Origin of the sequence: Kitasatospora sp. NPDC058046, from assembly GCF_042885595.1 — a bacterium.
Lineage (GTDB): Bacteria > Actinomycetota > Actinomycetes > Streptomycetales > Streptomycetaceae > Kitasatospora.
Genome location: NZ_JBHVRS010000006.1, coordinates 64,298 through 80,858, shown reverse-complemented (window position 1 = coordinate 80,858; position 16,561 = coordinate 64,298). Strand labels below are relative to the sequence as shown.

Genomic DNA, 16,561 nt, shown 5'->3' with positions numbered 1-16,561 from the left:
CCGCGGCGTAGCATGGCCCGCCAGAGGACACGGTGTGTCATCGGAGGTGGATGGCACGGGAGAGGAAGAACCAGTGATCAACCGGGTGCGGCAGCTGCGCAAGGAACGGCTGATGACCCTGGAGGCGCTGGCCGAGCGGTCCGGCGTCACCAAGAGCTACCTGTCGAAGGTCGAACGCGGCCAGAGCGTTCCCTCGATCGCCGTCTGCGCCTCCCTCGCCAAGGCCCTCGAAGTCCCCCTGGACAGCCTCTTCGCCGAGGCCGAGGAGCTGGGCGAGGTCACCGTCACCCGGGCCGCGGAGCGCCAGGCCCTGACCGCCCCGGACGAGCCCGGCACCCGCTACGAGGGGATGGCGCTCGACGCCGGCGCCAAGGGCATGACCCCGTTCATGCTCTACCCGCCGCTCGACGACGGCCCCGCCCCGTTCCGGAACCACCCCGGCGAGGAGTTCGTCTTCGTCCACGAGGGGCGGGTCGAACTGGTCCTGCCGTCGCGCGCGATCACGCTCGACCCGGGCGACTGCGTCTACCTCAAGGCCACCACGCCCCACCGGCTGCGCTCGCTGGGGGCCCGGCGCGCCACGGTGCTCCTGCTGGTCTCCAGCGACCACGGGGCTCCGGACGACGCCCGGCCCCCGTACTCCCGGCTGCCCTGAGCCGCGGCGGGCGCGCCTGTCCGGGCTCGCGCTCCGCCGCGGGCGGTGACGCCGAGGTCGCCGCCGGCGCCACCGCCCCGGGGGCTCGTCGTCCCGGGCGGGCCGACTACCCGGCGCTCATCCGACGCTCACCTGGCGGTCTTCGACAGCGGCACCGCCAGCTGCATGAGGTTCGGCAGCCGGCCGAGGATGTTGTCGCCGCTGAGGAACAGCAGCCGGTCGCCGAGCCGCGTCACCACGATCTCCTCGCTGTGGTACGGGCCTTGGGGTACCTTCTTCACGTCGACGGCCTCGTCGCCGAGCCCAGGCACCGGCTGCAGCGTCACGGTCAGCGGAATCGCCTTCCCGTCGATCCCCTTGCCGGTGAAGGACGTGCAGCGGTCCGCGTACGCCCGGATCTCGCCGAGCAGCTTGGCCGCGTCGCCGGCGTGGTAGGCGCCCAGGTAGACCTCGACCCTGTTCTCGCCGTCGTAGACCTCGTTCGTCGCGCCCGAGGCCCTGTAGTCCAGGGAGAGGACGCTTCCGGCGAGGCGCATCTGGGTGCACGGCTCCTGGGGCAGGACCGGCTTGGCCGGCTCCTCCAGGACGTAGGTGCCGGAGTCGTTCTCGCTGCCGTTGCCCTCGATCCGCCACCCGGCGGGCAGCGTGGCGGTGGTCGGCAGCAGCTCGCGCAGGGCGGCTCCGGTGGGGATCGGCGGGCCGGTCGGCGCACTGCTGGGCGAGCCGAACGCCGGGGCGCCGGACGCCTGGAGCGTCGGTGTGGACGTCGGGGCGGCACCCGGGGAGCCGGCGCCGCCCGAGGTCGCGGACGGTTTGTCGGGGACGGCTCCCGGGCCGGTTTCCGACCCCGCTCCGGGGTCGGAGGAGCACCCGGCGACGACGGCCGCGGCCATCGCGGCCGCGCCGACCACGAGGGGAATCCTGACGTTGTTTCGGACCATGGACACAAGAACCCTTCCGCACAAGCTCACTGACGGTGAGCATCGTGCCCGATCCAGTTGGCCCGGGACATGAGTATCCGTACTCAACTCCTGCCACCCCACCCGCCTCAGGGGCCTGGCGACGCGGCAGCCCCTCGGGCGGCAGACCAGCCGAACGGGTGAATCCGGCGACGGCCGTCCGCCGCCCGCCCGCTTGGCATATGCGCTGAACCATGCCCGGAACGTGCTCGAAAAGTCCCCGTTCGACCCGGGCTCGCCCGGAGGCGAATCCACTTGAACGCCGCGCTCGAACAGCACCATCATCGGACGCCCAGCCGCCCGTAACGACTCCGTCGAACCGGTCAACTCAGCCTGAGGAAAGGCTACTTGAGCTTTCCTGTCGGCCGGGGCCGGTGAGTCCGCACGTCCGCGCACCGCTCCGCTCCTGGAGGATCTGTGGCCTGTTCCCCCGCCCCGTCGATCCACGTCCCACCCGTCCCCGGGGCCCTGGTGGCCCGCCTGCCGCTGGCCCCCGCTCCGCGCGAGGAGGCGAACGCTTGAGCACCACGACGGCGTCGGCCGAGGCCGCCGACGAGGAACTGCAGTGGCTCGCCGACGGACGCCGCATCGCGGCGATCGAGGCGATCAGCGTCAGCGCGATGGCCCGCCGCCTGCCCGCGCTCGTCGTCCGCGCCTTCCGCCTCGGCTGGCGCATCGACCGCACCTCCGTCGCGCTGCTCCTGACCTGCCAGGCCGTCTCCGCGGTGCTCGGCGCGGCCGGCCTGTTCGCGACCACCGGCACCATCTCGGCCCTGTTCGGCCCGGGGCAGGTCGGCGACAAGCTCACCCGCGCGGCGCCGTCGATCCTGGTCATCGCGGCGGCGGCCGGCGCCCGCTCCCTGCTGGGCATCACGATCCGGACCATCACCATCCACCTGTCGCCCCGCATCTCCCGGGAGGCGGAGGCCGCGGTGCTGCGCGCCACCGTGGCGGCCGAACTGACCGCCTACGACCACGCCGGCTACAACGACGAACTGGAGGCCGCCGACCGCGGCGCCGAGGTCTGCGTGGACATCGTCGGAGAGGCGCAGAACCTGCTCGCCTCCCTCGCCTCGCTCCTCGGCGCGGCCGGCGTGCTGACCGTGCTCCACCCCGCCCTCCTGCCGCTGCTGGTGCTGGCGGCGCTGCCCCAGGGCATCGCGTCGGTGCACGCCGCCCGGGTGCAGTTCCTGGCGAACCGGGCCGCCGTCGGCGACCGCCGGATCATGGCGAACCTGCGCTGGTACATCCACCTCAAGCGCAACGCCGACCAGGTCCGCTCCGACACCATGGGCGAGTTCCTGCTCGTCAAGTACGACCAGGTCGGCCGGCGGCTGGACGCCACCTCGCGCCGCGCGGCGATGCAGAGCGCCCGGGTGTCGGTGATCGGGGCCGCCGCCTCCGGCCTCGGCACCGCGGTGGTGTGGGCGGCGATGCTGTGGCTGGTCAGCACCGGCCGGATGAGCCTGCCGCGCGGCGGAGCGGCAGTGTTCGCCCTGACCGCTGTCAGCACCAGCCTGCGCGGCATCGTCGGCTACGGCGCGGACCTCTTCCGCACCGGCATGTACCTGGACGACTGGTCGAGCTTCCTCGACACCGCCGGCGGCCACCGGCCCAAGCGCGGCACCGGGACGCCCGAGGCCCCGCACCGGATCGCGGTGGAGAACCTCGACTACGCCTACCCCGCCTCCGACCGCAAGGCGCTGGACGGGGTGAACCTGCACGTCGAACGGGGCGAGATCCTGGCCCTGGTGGGGGAGAACGGCTCCGGCAAGACCACCCTCTCCAAGCTTCTCGCGGGGCTCTACCTGCCCGACGCCGGAGCGGTGCGGTGGGACGCGGCCGACACCCGCGACCTCGACCCGCACGCCCTCTGGCGCCAGGTCGCCGTCGTCCCCCAGGACTACGCCCGCTGGCCGCTGACCTGCCGCGAGAACATCACCCTGGGCCAGCCCACCGCCGAGGGCGACGCGGCGGTGCTGCGCGCCGCCGACGCCTCCGGGGCCGCCGACGTCGTCGCCCGGCTCCGCCGGGGCCTGTCCACCCTGCTCGCGGTGGAGTGGATGGGCGGCGAGGAACTGTCCGGCGGCCAGTGGCAGCGCCTGGCCATCGCCCGGGCGTTCCACCGCGAGGCCGGGCTGCTCGTCCTGGACGAGCCGACCGCCGCCCTCGACCCGCGCGCCGAGCACAGGATCTTCCAGAACCTGCGGGCGGTCGCGCGGGAGCGGGCGGTCGTCCTGGTCACCCACCGGCTCACCAACGTGGCCGTCGCCGACCGGATCGTCGTCCTGGAGGACGGGAAGGTCCTCCAGGAGGGCACGTTCGCGGAGTTGGTGGCCGAGGAGGGCGGCCGGTTCAGGGAACTGTGGGACCTGCAGAACGAGCGCACCGGCCTTCCCACTCAGCGTGGAGGTGCCGCGGTCCGGTGCGCTGTGCCGGAGGAGGACGCGTCGTGAACTCCCGCATCCGGTGCCGGTAGTGGACCGACAGGCCCTGGACGTTCCGGCGGTGCCGACCGGGTTCAGCGGAACGCGGCGGCGTGCCGGGCGGCCCAGTCGGCGAAGCTGCGCGGGGCGGTGTCGAGGACCCGCCGCACGTCCGGGCTGACGCGCAGCTCGGCGGGGTTCGGGGAGCCGAGGATGTCCAGGGTGTCCTCGGCGAGCTCCACCGGCATGCTCCGGGCCATGGCGGCCCGGGCCTCGTCGCGGGTGAGGTCGTGGAACCGCACCGGCGTGCCCAGCGCGGCGGCGACGGCCTCCGCCTGCCGGCGCGGGGTGATCAGCTCCGGGCCGGTCAGCTCGTACACGGCGCCGGTGTGCCGGTCGTCCACCAGGCAGGCCGCCGCGACCTCGGCGATGTCCGCCGGGTCGACGATCGGCACACCGACGTCGCCGAAGGGGGCGGCGACGACCCGGTGCGCGCGGACGGACTCGGCCCACCACAGGGCGTTGGAGGCGAAGCCGCCCGGCCGCAGGATGCTCCAGTCCAGTCCGGAGTCCCGCAGCGCGTCCTCCACCGCGCGCATCGCGATCCGCGTCGGGCCGAAGGGCCTGGTCGCCACGCCCTGCGAGGAGAGCAGGACGATCCGGCGGACCCCGCCGGCCGCGGCCCGGCCGATGATGTCGGCCGGGCCGGCTCCGGCGGCGTGCAGGTCGCCGGACAGCAGCAGGAACAGCGCCTCCGCCCCGGCCAGCGCCGGTGCGAGGCCGGCCGGATCGGCCAGGTCGGCCGCCACGTGGCGGACACCGTCCGGCACGGGCGCCGCGTGCCGCGACACCGCCGTCACCGGCAGGCCCGCCTTCGCCAGCGCCCGCGTCAGCGGTCGGCCCACATTCCCGGTAGCCCCGGTCACCACGATCATGGTCAGCTCCTTTTGCCCGATGGACTCTGTGGCCTTCACGTTAGGAGCGGCGGCTAACCCTTGGTAAGGACGTACCTTGACGTAAGCTCAGCACATGGAGGTAGGTGCGCAGGACAAGCAGGCCGAAACCGGGCGGCGGTATGAGGTGTTTCACACCGACTGCCCCGCGCGCGACATGGTCGACCACGTGACCAGCAGGTGGGGCATCTGGGTGCTGATCTCCCTGCGGACCAGCGACCTCAGGTTCTACGAGCTGCGCGAGAGCATCCAGGGCATCAGCGAGAAGATGCTCGCCCAGACCCTGCGCGCGCTGGTCCAGGACGGCCTGGTCTGGCGGAAGGTCGAGCCGACGACGCCGCCCCAGGTCACCTACGGGCTGACCGAGTTCGGCCGGGACCTCGGCGAGCCGCTGGAGGACCTGTTCGGCCGGATCACCCGACGGCTGCCGCCGCGCGGCTGACGGTTCGCCCGGGTCGGGCTCGGCCGTCGGTGCTCGTCGGGACGGACGTGTTGCCCGTACGGGCAGTGCATCGTGCCCTCGCGCCCCTTACCCGCGACCGCCGCACCGGGTATGTAGGGGGAACGCCACGAAACTGCCGTCCCGACGAGCGGAGTTCCATGCACGCGCACGAGCCGACGAAGGACGAGAAGCAGCCGCAGCGCACCCCCAGGAGCGCGGCCACACGGTCCGGGGAGGCCCCGGGCAGCCAGGCGCCCGACGAGCTCCTCGGACTGCAGCGCACCGTCGGCAACGCGGCCGTCGTCCGGATGCTCCAGCGGAGCGGGCACGGGCACCGGCACGGCGCGGGCTGCGGCCACCAGCCGCCCACTGAGGAGCCGGTGCAGCGCTCCGCCGTGCACGACGTGCTGCGCACGCCGGGCAGGCCGCTGGACGAACCGCTGCGGCGGGACATGGAATCCCGCTTCGGCGCCGACTTCTCCGACGTCCGTCTGCACACCGGATCCGCGGCCCGCGACTCCGCCGCCGAGGTGGGCGCCCGCGCCTACACCTCCGGCAGCCATGTCGTCATCGGCGACGGCGGCGCTGACAAGCACACCCTCGCCCATGAGTTGACGCACGTCATCCAGCAGCGCCAGGGTCCGGTGGCCGGGACGGACAACGGGTCCGGGCTGAGCGTCTCCGACCCCGGGGACCGCTTCGAGCGCGAGGCCGAGGCCAACGCGGTCCGGGTGATGAGCCGGGTGCCCGAGCAGAGCGACCACGGCCTCGAAGAAGCCCCCGTCCAGCGGAGGGCGGACACCACGGCCCGGGGTACGGCGCGCGCCGCCGGCGCGACGGCCGTCCAGCGCTACGCCCAGGTCACCACCGAGGAGTTGGGGCCCGCACGGGTCTCGCAGAACGGCCTCTACCTCCTGACCGCCGATCCCGGGGCGGACACCACCGTCATCTGGGTCGCGGAGGGCGCCCCGGCGCCCCGGTACTGCAAGGCCACCGGGCAGAGCGGGCAGATCGCGGGACGCACGTACGCGGAGTACGAGCCGAAGACGTCCTTCCTCGCGGACTGTGCCCACACCGCCGAGGAGATCATGCACCGGCAGCGGCTGGCCCTCGGGCAGGACGCCAGCGAATTCGCCCTGGGCGGCCACCAGTTCGGCCTGGGCGACGCGGAGAACGCGCAGGGAGCGGCGGCCTACGCGAACGCCCGGCCCGGCGGCCCGAACGCGAACGGCGAGGAACGGCCGGGCCCCGGCCAGGCGTTCGCCATCGTGGAGACCGCGTGGGACGAGGACTTCGAGCACCCCGACAACACCAGCGGGTGGCCCTACCACGTGGCGGCGGTCGTCGCCGAGGACGGCGACGACCGGATCACCGTGGAGCAGGCCGCGGACGGCAACGACGCCAAGGCCCGGCAGGGGTACGAGGGCATCGTCGACATGTATACGGCGGGCACGGACCCGACCAACGGGCAGGCGCTGCCGCACAGTTTCCACGGGCGGAACACCGGCGGCCCGGTGCAGCACTTCTCGGCCGGCGCGATCACCGTCATCCTCCAGCCGATCAACGTGGGTGCTCTGAACAAGGAGGGCGGCAGCCGGAAGCTCATGTGATCCGGCCTGGCCTGTCTGCCCTGACTCTGATGGCGAACTCGACTGCTGTTACAAGGAAGTGACGTTCCGTCCACAACCGACATGCCGAGCGGGGCGTCCCTATAGGTGACAGAGCCCGAGTCACGTCGATCGCATCGATCGGGCCTCGGGCCGAACCCTCCTGTGAAAGGAGTGCACCCGTGATCGTCTCCAAGCGGAACTCCCTGCGCCTGGCCGCCGTGGCCACCCTCAGCGCGCTCACCGTCGGGCTGGCGGGCACCGCCATGGCGGCCACCCCGGCCGTCCAGCCCGTGTCCGCCGCCCAGTCGGCCGCCGCGCAGGCCGGCATCACCGCCAAGCCGTCGGTCTCCTCCGTCCAGGCGTGGCAGCTCTTCCGGGTCACCGGCACGACCACCGGCCTCAAGGCCGGAAGCACGGTGACCCTGCAGCAGAAGCAGCACGGCGCGTGGGTCACCCTTCCCGCCTCCGTCCACACCAACAGCAAGGGTTCCTACTCGCTCGGCGTGAAGCTCGGCATCAAGGGCCTGAACGAGCTGCGCATCGTCAGCGGCAGCACCGCCTCGCCCGTGTTCACCGTCACGGTGCGCTGACCCGCACTCCACGACGCCGACCCGCACGGCGTGCCGAGGTGGCCCGGCCCCGAGGCCGGGTAGCCGGATCGGTGCCCCGTGCGGGTCCCGGCGTGCTCGTACGGCCCGGCACCGGGGGATGCCCGGGCCGTACGCCGCTCGACCGGGAGGCGGTGGTGCCGCGCTGTCGCCGGTCCTCTGGATGGGTGTACCGAGTGCGTCGAACAGGCCGAGGGCCAGGCGCAGTTCGTGTTCGGCCCGGGGCGGGTGGCTCCTGGTGTGCCGCCCGTCCCGGGCCGCGAGTCGCGGAGAAGGGGGCCGTGACCGGTGTCAGCGCACGGTGACGGTGAAGACCGGGGAGGCGGTGTCCCCGCTGACGATGCGCAGCTCGTTCAGACCCGTGATGCCGAGCTTCACGCCGAGCGAGTAGGCGCCGCTGCTGGTCGTGGGCACCGAGGCGGGCAGGGTGACCCACGCGCCGTCCTGCTTCTGCTGCAGGGTCACCGTGCTCCCCGCCTTGAGCCCGGTGGTCGTGCCGGTGACCCGGAACAGTTCCCACGCCTGGACCGTGGTGACCGACGGCTTGGCGGTGATGGTGGCCTGCGTGGCCGCCGCCTGCGGGGTGGCGGGCTGGGGCGTGACGGGCGGCGCGGTGACGGACGGCCCGGCGGGCGCGGGGTCGGTGGCGGTGGGGCCGGCCGCCAGGGCGGTGCCCGCCAGGCCGAGGGCGAGGGTGCTGAGGGTGGCCACGGCGGCCAGGCGCAGGCGGTTCCGCTTGGAGACGATCACGGGTACCCCTTTCCGGGGGAGGTGGTTGCTCGCCCGAAGGCGTGGATGCCGCGATTCGGGCTCTGCCATCTGTGGGGACGTCCTGGGCCGCCCATCGATCATGGGCGAATTGTCACCGGATAGTAACAGTCAGCGATCAAAGCGGGTCGAAAGGCGACCGGGGCGCGCTCGCTTCACAACAGTACGGAGCGCGATCGGCGGCCATGACCGAAAGGTCGGAACTGCCCCGTAGTGAACCGCTGTTGACCACTTCTGATTGCTGATGGCCGTGAATGCGCCGATCCGCCCGGAATCCCCGAAGGTGCCCCGACGGCCCGGTCCACAGCGGGTCCGGTTCCCGTCCGGGTGAGCGGAGCCGCACCTCCGAGGTTGCGCGGCCCGGGTGAACATCGCGCACGGGAGGCGCGGGCCGCCGTCCGGCAGGGCACGGGTGGGGGACCGAGACTCCCGTGAGAAAGGCCTGTGCCGTGGGGCGTGCACTGATCGTCGTCGATGTGCAGAAGGACTTCTGCGAGGGCGGAGCCGTTCCGGTCGGAGGCGGTGCCGGGAGGGCCCGCGCCATCGCCGAGCTCGTCGAACGCACCGCCGGCCGCGAGTACACGCACGTCGTCGCCACCCGCGACCACCACCTCGACCCGGGCGGCCACTTCTCCGACCACCCGGACTTCAAGGACTCCTTCCCCGTGCACTGCGTCGTCGGCACCGAAGGAGGCGAGTTCCACCCCGACTTCGCGCCCACGGCCGAGACGATCGTGGACGAGGTCTTCTACAAGGGCGCGCACTCCGCCTCCAAGAGCGGTTTCGAGGGCTTCGCCTCGGACGGGACCGCCCTCGCGGACTGGCTGCGCGCACGGGACGTCACCGAGGTGGACGTGGTCGGCATCGCCACCGACCACTGCGTGAAGGCCACCGCGCTCGACGGGGTGCGGGCCGACTTCGCCGTCCGGGTCCTGCTCGACTACACCGCGGGCGTCGCCGCCGACACCACCGCCCGGGCCGTCGCCGAACTCGGCCGGTCCGGTGTCGAGTTGACCGGTGAGCCGGTCGTCGTCGGCTGACGGTGGGGAGGCGGGCCCGCCGTGGAGCGAGCCCGCCCGATCCACGCGGACCGGGACGCCTGAAGGCGTCCACCGAAGCCGCTGACACGCCCTCGATCGGGTGAGTTGCGGTACCCCCGGGGCAGCGGGCGGCCAGGGTAACGGCCGTGATCAACATTCGAATCCGCACGGCCGCCGGCGCGGTCGCCCTCGCCTGCGCCGTCGTGCTCACCCCCGAGAGCCTGGCCGCCGCCGCCCCCGCTGCCCAGGCCGACGCCGCCCCCTTCCGCTGCCTCGACCCCAGCGGGGACGCGCTCTGGAGCGGCCCCCAGTGCGACGGCGTCATCGTCCACGAACTCGGTACCGAAGCCGTCGCCATCGTCCTGGACGGTCGGCGCATCGACTTCGCCGACGAGGCCGAACTGCGTGCCGACGACTGCGCAGACCGGCCCGCCGTCACCCTCCCCGCCAGCACCTTCGAGAGCATCCCGGAGGGCCCGGACCCGCTGTACGCCGCCGTGGACCGCAGGGTGGACGTACCCCGCATCACCCCCACGCCGCACTGGCGCAAGAACTGCCACCCGCTCTTCCGCTCGGACGGCCGCGACCCGTCCGTCATCTTCGAGCAGGGCTTCGCGCCGAAGGACACCGTCAACGGCCAGTACGACATCACCAGTTACGTCCTGCAGAACCAGCCCTCGCCGTTCGTCAGCACCACCTACGACCCCGAGCTGTACAAGAAGTGGAAGAAGGTGCCCTGGGACTACTTCATCGACGCCCCCGGCGGCATCGACGTCAACGCGACCATCGGCGACCAGCACCAGTACGCCGACCAGGTCGAGGTCGCGTTCCCCGGCGGCGTGGACCGGCACTTCATCAGCCGGGCCTGCCCGGTCGACCGGGCCACCGCCTCCCTGGTCGAGTCCGGCTGCGTGGACAACCCGAACTACCAGCCCTGGCTGCACTGACCCGCCGGCAGTCCGCCGCCGACCGGCCGCCCGAGGGGTGTGGCGCGCCGCCACGGTACCCCTGGAAGAGGCCCCGGTGTCCCAGCTCGGACACCAGCCGCAAAGTAGCGGGGTGATCACATGCTCGCCGCCGTGGCGGCCTGCTCGTCGTGTTCGCGGAGCATCCGCATGACGGTGGCGGGTGAGGGGTGCCGGCCCTTCTTCGCCCCGATGGTGATGACGAGCCGCTTGGCGATATCGCGCAGGCTCATGTCCTGGTCGCGGAGGTGGAGGGCCATGGACAGCATGGAGCCGTCGGTGACGCCCGCACCGCCGATGGTCTTGCCGCGCTTGCGGGCGGACTCGTGGCCTTCGAGGGTGCGGTCGCAAATGTACTCGCGCTCCATGCCGGACACGGCCGCGAGCACAGTGAACACGATGCCGGAGGGGTCGTGTGAGCCCTTCAACTCCCCGGTGAGGAACTCCAGGCCGACGTTGCTGGCCTTGAGCTCTTCGGCGAGCATGGCGAGTTCGATGCCGCGGCCGAGCCGCTTGTGCTCATGGACGACGAGGGTCACGGCGACGCCGGAGGAGCGGATCTCTCCGGCGAGCTTCACGGCGGCCTCCAGCTCGGGCCGGCGGGTGGCGCGGGTGGAGATCTTCTCCGAGAAGACCCGGGTCACCCCGGCCTCGGCGAGGGAGTCGAGCTGTGCGTCGAGGGACTGCCGGGCGGCGCGGTGTTTCACGAGCGACCACCTATGAAACACGCCCTGGTCACGGCCGCTGGCCTCCTCTGTGGAGCGCCGTGCGGTAGGCGGCTGGGGTGACGCCGTAGGTGCGGGTGAACCATCGGGTGAGATGGGCCTGGTCCGCGAAGCCGGCCTCGGCGGCCGCCGTCGCCGGCACCGTGCCCTCGGCCAGGAGCGCACGGGCTCGGCGCAATCGCAGATCGCGCTGGTAGTCGCTGGGTGCGAAGCCGTACGCCGCGCGGAAGCCCCGGTAGAGCGCGAAACGGCTGCACCCGGCCGCCCGGGCCAGCTCGTCGGCGCCGACGTTCTCGGCGAAGCGCTGCCGCAGCAGACCGCGGGCCCGTGCCACGGCGGCCAGGTCCACCCGGCCCCGCTGGTCCGGAACCGGCGCGGACCGCGTCGCGGCACGGCGGGTCAGAGCCAGCACGGAGGCGGCGAGGCGTTCCTCGACGATCAGCCGGGATGCGTTCTCGGCGACGGCAGTATGGAGGCGGGCCACCGCTCGGGCGAGGGCCGGGTCGTCCACCACCGGAGTGTCGAAGAGTGGCAGCCCGGCGTCGCCGGGCGCCGCGTCGGCGAGGACCTCCCGGACAAGACCTTCGCCGAGGTGCAGCATCCGGTAGCGGTAGCCGTGCTGGACCGCCGACCGCCCGTCGTGGGGATCGTCCGGATTGAACGCCATGACCAGCCCGGCCGCGCTGACGTGCCGCCCTCCCCTGCACACGAACGACTGCGCGCCGTCGTCGGTGACGCCGAACGAGTACGTGTCGTGGGCGTGCATCGGATACGCGTACCGCTCGAAGCGGGCGTCCATGGCCTCCAGCGCAAGCCCGGGAACCCGCCAGTAGGCGGCGCGCTCCCCGGCAGACGTCATGTCCCCAGTGTGCCGCACGAGCGTTCAAGCCCCCGCGCGCTTCCACGGCGCACGCTGGACACCAGCACCTCGACCAGCGAAGGAACCAGGGGAATGACCGAAAACGCCTCAGCAGCACCGACGAGCCCTCACGCCACGGAGCGGGTCCGCCTGGCCGTCTACCACGGATTCGCCCGCACCGGACACGCTCCGAGCGTGCCGGAACTCGCCGCGATCACCGGACTCGCCCCCGATCAGGTGCGCCAGGAACTGCGCGCCCTTCACGCAAGCCACGACGTGGTCCTGGACCCGCAGGACGACGACCAGGTCGTGATGGCCCACCCCTTCGCGTCCGTGCCGCTCGGCTTCTCCGTCATGGGGACACACACCCTATGGTGGGGCGGCTGCGCCTGGGACTCGTTCGCCATGCCCCACCTGCTCAAGGACGAGCCCGACGTCCTGGTCGCCACCCGCTGCCCGGCCTGCGACACCCCGCACGCCTGGGTGGTCGGCCGGGAGGCACCCCCGAAGGGCGACCAGGTCGCCCATTTCCTCACCCCCATGCACCGGGCCTGGGACGACGTCGTGCACACCTGCGGCAACCAGCGCCTGTTCTGCTCCACCGACTGCGTCGACACCTGGCTGCGGAAGACGGGCCAGGAACGCGGCTACGTCATGGATCTGGGCACCCTGTGGCACTTCGCCGGCGACTGGTACACCGGACGCCTGGACCCGGGCTACACCCGCCGCGACCCCGCCGCCGCCGGCGCCTACTTCGCCGAGGTCGGCCTGCACGGCTCCTTCTGGGGACTGCCCGACTGAGGCCTGGCTCCTCCTGCCGCCCCCCTGAAACGGGGCGACGAGCTGTGTGCCCTCTCGCCGCCCGGTCCGACTCTGCTCGACACGGCTGCGTGCGGCGTCCGCACCCGTCGGATCGGTCAACCCGACAAGTGTGTCCGGGCGACCGATTGGTCGGCGGTGCCGGCCGGCAGGCGTTTTTCCGCTCGACGTGCCAGTAGATCATCACGCCGTCGCCGCCGTAGCGGGTGTGGTACTCGGTCATGAAGTTCGAGGACCAGGACCCGAACTTCTTCGAGTCCGACGCGCACGCGGTGCCTTGCCCCCACCATGCGGTGTCGCGGGCGGCGAAGGTGGAGTTCACCAGCCTGGTGACGGCGGCCCGCAGGTTGTCGACGGTGATGAAGTGCCGCAGCGCGGCCTCGCTCTCGCCATGCTCGCCGGTCGCCACGATCGCCCGGATGCCCATGTTCGTGCCCAGCGCGAAGAGGGCCAGCAGGAGGCGGCGCTGGAGGACGTCACGCTCGATGCGCTCGTACGCGGCTACCGAGGAAAACTCCTCGGTGAAACCGGTCAGGAAGTCGGCGCTCTTCAGCACGTCCAGCACGTCCAGGACGCCCCAGCGGCGTGCGACCTCCTCCTTGAGGGCCGCCAGGCCGGTGGGCTCGGCCAGCGGCTCTCGTCCCGCTACCCACGACCTACTTCGCGGCTGGTGTCTGAGCTAGGACACCGGGGCCGAAGCGGGCGGCCCGGTCGGCGGCGGCCCGCCGCTGTCACGCGCCGATCAGGGCCCGTGGGTCGAAGCCTTCGTCGTCCCAGCCGTAGGTGGAGAAGCCCCTTCCGCCGGAGAGGTGGTGGGTGAGGGCGGCGTGGGCGGTCGGGAACATCGGCAGCGGGAGCCCGTCGGCCGGGGACCAGACCGCGTCGAGGTGCTTGTCCGGCTCGGTGTTCGTCAGCTCGCCGCGCCACGCGGTGGCGAGGAACACCGACAGCAGGAACGGGTGCTCGCCGTCCCAGCCCGTGCGCACCTGGACGGTGTGCACGAGCCGCAGGTCCGCCGGCTCGACGAGCAGCCCGGTCTCCTCCCGCAGCTCGCGCGCGGCGGCCTCGTCGAGGCGCTCACCGACCTCGACCTTGCCGCCGGGGATCGTCCACGCCGACGCCGTGATCCAGCTGTTCGCGGCGTAGTGCAGGGTCGCGACCAGGTTCCGGTCGCGGTCGTGGGCGATCACGGCCACGGCCTGGAGAAGGCTCTCCACGGTGCTGCCTCCGGGGTGGGTGAGCGGACGGTGGTCGGGGCTCGAGGAACATCCATGCCAGTGCCGGCCCTGTCCGAGCCACCGACACGGCGTCAAGCATCATCGCGCCGCCACGGCGCCACCTTCAACGGTTGGACTGTCCGTCATCCGCTTCGAGCTCGGTCGCCGGCGCCTGGTGGGTGGCCGCCCACGAGGCCAGGAGCGCCAGATTGTCAGCGGTCGGTGTGCCCGCGGGTGCCGTGTAGACGTTGAGGAACAGGCCGGGTTCGGCGGGCAGTTCCAGGGACTCGACGTCCAGGTCGAGCCGGCCCACGATCGGATGGCGAACCCGCTTGCGGCCGGCCCGGTGCAGTCGCACGTCCTGGGATGCCCACCGCTGCCGAAACAGCTCACTGCGCGTCGACAGTTCGCCGACCAGGGCGATCAGCTCCTCGTCGTGCGGATCGCGGCCGGCTTCCATGCGTAGCTTCGCGGCCACGTCACCGGCGATCTGGTCGTAGTCGACGAAGAAGTCCCTGGCCGCCTCGGGGTTCAGATAGACGAACCTCGCCGTGTTCGGGGGCCGTCGCGGGTCGGCCAGCACTGGTGAGAACAGCGCGCGAGCGAGTTTGTTCGTGGCGAGCACGTCATAACGGCCGGTACTGATCCAGGCCGGTGCGTCGGAGACCGCGTCGAGCACCTGCTGCAGCGTCGAGCGCACCGTCACGGCGGGCCTACGCCGGCGTGGGCCGCCGGGCGTCCTGGACTGGCGTGCGAGGTGGAACAGGTGGTGGCGCTCGGCCTCGTCGAGTCGCAGGGCGGAGGCCAACGCGTCCAGCACGCCATCGGAGGCACCGGCGAGGCTGCCGCGCTCCATGCGCACGTAGTAGTCGACCGACACCCCCGCCAGTAGCGCCACCTCTTCGCGGCGCAGACCTTTGACCCGACGGTTGCCGCCGTAAGCGGGCAGGCCCGCCTGCGCGGGTGCGATGCGGGCGCGACGCGAGCTGAGGAACTCCCGGATCTCGGTGCGTGGATCCATCGTGGCCATCTCCTCACCGTAAGTCCGTTCCGCAGTCTAGGGGGTACCCGATGCGGTCGTCGCGATGCCGCCGTCCACCGGGATCACGGCGCCCGTGAGGTAGGAGCCGGCCCGGCCGGCGAGGAACACGGCGATACCCGCCATGTCGTCGTCGCGGCCGATTCGGCGCAGAGGGGCCGCCGCCGCGATCGTGTCGCCGATGGCATCGAGTGCGGACGCCGTCATCCGCGACGGGAACACGCCCGGTGCTACCGCGTTCACCGTGACGTGCTGGGGGCCCAGTTCCCTGGCAAGCACTCTGGTGAGTTGATGGAGGCCCGCTTTGCTGCTGGCGTACGAGTAGTTGGGCGACTCGGCGACGTGGATGGCGGCGATACTGCCGATGTTGATGATCCGCGCGGGATCATCGGCGGTGCCCGCCCTGCGAAGTGCGGGGAGCAGCGCCTGCACCAGCCAGAACGGCGACTTGAGGTTGAGGTCGATCACCGCGTCCCAGGCCTCGTCCGGGAACGTCGCCAGCGGCTCGCGCCACATCGCTCCCGCGTTGTTGACGAGGATGTCCAGGCGTTCCGAGTCGCCCTTGACGAGATCGGCGAGGCGCTGACACTCGTCGTGCCTGGACAGGTCGGCGGGGATTGCCTGAACGTCGCCGAATTCGGACAGTAGACGCTGTGCCTCCGCGCACCTGTCCGCGTCGCGTGAGCTGATGACGACGCGGGCGCCCGCCTGGAGAAGGCCGCGCGCCATCATCATCCCGATGCCACTGGTGCCGCCAGTGACGAGGGCGTACTTCCCACTCAGATCGAAAAGCTCTGTGTGAGTGGTGAACTGGCTGTCCGCCATTGGTCTCCGTCCCCTTCTGTCGTGGACGAACGCGCCGACATGGTCGCGGATACGGGGCAGCTGAATCGACCTGATGGAGGTAGAGCCGCGGTGCGTGTCCATGGAGTGTTGTCGGCGCGTTCGACTCAACCAGGTTGGCAGGCGTTTCGGACGTCTGGGAGGCCCTGGTGATCCAGGTACTGTGAGAGCCCCCGATGCTCGGCGACGGCCGGGCCCGCCGGTCAGTCGATGCCTTCGATGATGCGGACGTCGCGCTCGACGCTGCCGGAGAGGGCCACCAGCGCCTCCTGGTACGCCTCGCTCTCGTAGGCCGCGACGGCCAGTTCGAAGCTGTCGAACTCGATCAGAACGACGCGTTGCGTGATTCCGGCCTCGTGGGCGACGACCCGACCGTCAAGGGACAGGAGGCGCCCGCCCCCGGCCCGGACTGCCGGACCAGCCAGCTCCGCGTAGGCGGTCAGCCTCTCGGGGTCGGAAACGGCGGGGTAGGCGCTGACCCAGTAGCCCTTGGCCATGGAAACCTCCTGTGTTCGGCCGGGCACGTCCGACGTCGGACCGACAATCGGATCGATCGATCCCGGCATGCGCAGGCTAGGGCTTGACGGGCGGTCGAGGGAAAGACCGGTACGGACTAGGCTCAGAACGGATCGT

General features: G+C 72.0%; 17 protein-coding genes and 1 pseudogene. 8 read left to right on the top strand and 10 right to left on the bottom strand.

From position 1 onward, the window contains the following. Positions 1-73 precede the first annotated feature (73 nt). Positions 74-655 carry a helix-turn-helix domain-containing protein gene (locus ACFVU7_RS14945; protein WP_388045331.1) on the top strand — a complete coding sequence of 194 codons (582 nt, stop codon included), beginning with the start codon at positions 74-76 and terminating at the stop codon, positions 653-655. Positions 656-783: 128 nt separating this feature from the next. On the opposite strand, the gene ACFVU7_RS14940 is transcribed toward ACFVU7_RS14945, so the two are convergent. Next, positions 784-1,596, bottom strand: a complete 813-nt coding sequence (locus ACFVU7_RS14940) for a hypothetical protein (RefSeq protein ID WP_388045330.1) — start codon at positions 1,594-1,596, stop codon at positions 784-786. Between the two features lie 536 nt (positions 1,597-2,132). Between ACFVU7_RS14940 and ACFVU7_RS14935 the strand changes: the two genes are divergently transcribed. Next, complete coding sequence (locus tag ACFVU7_RS14935; protein WP_380744684.1) at positions 2,133-4,070, top strand: ABC transporter ATP-binding protein; 1,938 nt, start codon at positions 2,133-2,135, stop codon at positions 4,068-4,070. 65 nt (positions 4,071-4,135) lie between these two features. Here the strand turns inward: ACFVU7_RS14935 and ACFVU7_RS14930 are convergent, their stop codons facing one another. Beyond that, positions 4,136-4,975, bottom strand: coding sequence for an SDR family oxidoreductase (locus tag ACFVU7_RS14930; protein WP_388045329.1), 840 nt, complete (start codon positions 4,973-4,975; stop codon positions 4,136-4,138). A gap of 94 nt (positions 4,976-5,069) precedes the next feature. Here ACFVU7_RS14930 and ACFVU7_RS14925 point away from each other — a divergent pair, with 94 nt between their 5' ends. From ACFVU7_RS14925 to ACFVU7_RS14915, 3 genes are all read left to right on the top strand, one after another. Next, positions 5,070-5,435 carry a winged helix-turn-helix transcriptional regulator gene (locus ACFVU7_RS14925; RefSeq protein ID WP_388045328.1) on the top strand — a complete coding sequence of 122 codons (366 nt, stop codon included), beginning with the start codon at positions 5,070-5,072 and terminating at the stop codon, positions 5,433-5,435. A gap of 158 nt (positions 5,436-5,593) precedes the next feature. Continuing rightward, positions 5,594-7,045, top strand: a complete 1,452-nt coding sequence (locus ACFVU7_RS14920; RefSeq protein ID WP_388045326.1) for a DUF4157 domain-containing protein — start codon at positions 5,594-5,596, stop codon at positions 7,043-7,045. 179 nt (positions 7,046-7,224) lie between these two features. After that, a complete protein-coding gene (locus ACFVU7_RS14915; protein ID WP_387825417.1) occupies positions 7,225-7,635 on the top strand; it encodes a hypothetical protein in 411 nt (136 codons plus the stop codon). 309 nt (positions 7,636-7,944) lie between these two features. On the opposite strand, the gene ACFVU7_RS14910 is transcribed toward ACFVU7_RS14915, so the two are convergent. Continuing rightward, entirely contained in the window at positions 7,945-8,403 is a 459-nt protein-coding gene (locus ACFVU7_RS14910; protein ID WP_388045324.1) for a hypothetical protein, read from the bottom strand. 467 nt (positions 8,404-8,870) lie between these two features. On the opposite strand from ACFVU7_RS14910, the gene ACFVU7_RS14905 reads away from it, so the two are divergent. Further along, entirely contained in the window at positions 8,871-9,461 is a 591-nt protein-coding gene (locus ACFVU7_RS14905; protein ID WP_388045322.1) for an isochorismatase family protein, read from the top strand. A 146-nt stretch (positions 9,462-9,607) separates the two neighbouring features. Then, entirely contained in the window at positions 9,608-10,408 is an 801-nt protein-coding gene (locus tag ACFVU7_RS14900) for an ADP-ribosyltransferase (protein ID WP_388045320.1), read from the top strand. Positions 10,409-10,524: 116 nt separating this feature from the next. Here ACFVU7_RS14900 and ACFVU7_RS14895 read toward each other — a convergent pair whose 3' ends face one another. Further along, positions 10,525-11,133 (bottom strand): recombinase family protein, encoded by a 609-nt coding sequence (locus ACFVU7_RS14895; RefSeq protein ID WP_388045318.1) that lies wholly within the window; start codon positions 11,131-11,133, stop codon positions 10,525-10,527. A 28-nt stretch (positions 11,134-11,161) separates the two neighbouring features. Further along, positions 11,162-12,010 carry an AraC family transcriptional regulator gene (locus ACFVU7_RS14890; RefSeq protein ID WP_388045316.1) on the bottom strand — a complete coding sequence of 283 codons (849 nt, stop codon included), beginning with the start codon at positions 12,008-12,010 and terminating at the stop codon, positions 11,162-11,164. 93 nt (positions 12,011-12,103) lie between these two features. Here ACFVU7_RS14890 and merB point away from each other — a divergent pair, with 93 nt between their 5' ends. Continuing rightward, on the top strand, positions 12,104-12,811 hold the full coding sequence (merB, locus tag ACFVU7_RS14885; protein WP_388045314.1) for an organomercurial lyase: 708 nt from the start codon (positions 12,104-12,106) through the stop codon (positions 12,809-12,811). 178 nt (positions 12,812-12,989) lie between these two features. On the opposite strand, the pseudogene ACFVU7_RS14880 reads toward merB, so the two are convergent. The 5 genes and pseudogenes from ACFVU7_RS14880 to ACFVU7_RS14860 all read right to left on the bottom strand — a co-directional run. Further along, positions 12,990-13,385, bottom strand: a pseudogene (locus ACFVU7_RS14880) (Tn3 family transposase); the annotation flags it as partial. Between the two features lie 175 nt (positions 13,386-13,560). Beyond that, entirely contained in the window at positions 13,561-14,046 is a 486-nt protein-coding gene (locus ACFVU7_RS14875; protein WP_074003274.1) for an NUDIX domain-containing protein, read from the bottom strand. A gap of 124 nt (positions 14,047-14,170) precedes the next feature. After that, entirely contained in the window at positions 14,171-15,067 is an 897-nt protein-coding gene (locus tag ACFVU7_RS14870; protein WP_388045575.1) for a helix-turn-helix transcriptional regulator, read from the bottom strand. 36 nt (positions 15,068-15,103) lie between these two features. After that, complete coding sequence (locus tag ACFVU7_RS14865) at positions 15,104-15,910, bottom strand: SDR family oxidoreductase (RefSeq protein WP_388045312.1); 807 nt, start codon at positions 15,908-15,910, stop codon at positions 15,104-15,106. Positions 15,911-16,131: 221 nt separating this feature from the next. After that, on the bottom strand, positions 16,132-16,425 hold the full coding sequence (locus tag ACFVU7_RS14860; protein WP_388045310.1) for a DUF1330 domain-containing protein: 294 nt from the start codon (positions 16,423-16,425) through the stop codon (positions 16,132-16,134). Positions 16,426-16,561: the final 136 nt, after the last annotated feature.

Bases quoted from the DNA above. Each gene is read 5' to 3' on its own strand.
- ACFVU7_RS14940 (WP_388045330.1), bottom strand. From the start codon at position 1,596: ATGGTCCGAAACAACGTCAGGATTCCCCTCGTGGTCGGCGCGGCCGCG.
- ACFVU7_RS14930 (WP_388045329.1), bottom strand. From the start codon at position 4,975: ATGATCGTGGTGACCGGGGCTACCGGGAATGTGGGCCGACCGCTGACG.
- ACFVU7_RS14925 (WP_388045328.1), top strand. From the start codon at position 5,070: ATGGAGGTAGGTGCGCAGGACAAGCAGGCCGAAACCGGGCGGCGGTAT.
- ACFVU7_RS14920 (WP_388045326.1), top strand. From the start codon at position 5,594: ATGCACGCGCACGAGCCGACGAAGGACGAGAAGCAGCCGCAGCGCACC.
- ACFVU7_RS14890 (WP_388045316.1), bottom strand. From the start codon at position 12,010: ATGACGTCTGCCGGGGAGCGCGCCGCCTACTGGCGGGTTCCCGGGCTT.
- merB (WP_388045314.1), top strand. From the start codon at position 12,104: ATGACCGAAAACGCCTCAGCAGCACCGACGAGCCCTCACGCCACGGAG.
- ACFVU7_RS14870 (WP_388045575.1), bottom strand. From the start codon at position 15,067: ATGGATCCACGCACCGAGATCCGGGAGTTCCTCAGCTCGCGTCGCGCC.
- ACFVU7_RS14865 (WP_388045312.1), bottom strand. From the start codon at position 15,910: ATGGCGGACAGCCAGTTCACCACTCACACAGAGCTTTTCGATCTGAGT.
- ACFVU7_RS14860 (WP_388045310.1), bottom strand. From the start codon at position 16,425: ATGGCCAAGGGCTACTGGGTCAGCGCCTACCCCGCCGTTTCCGACCCC.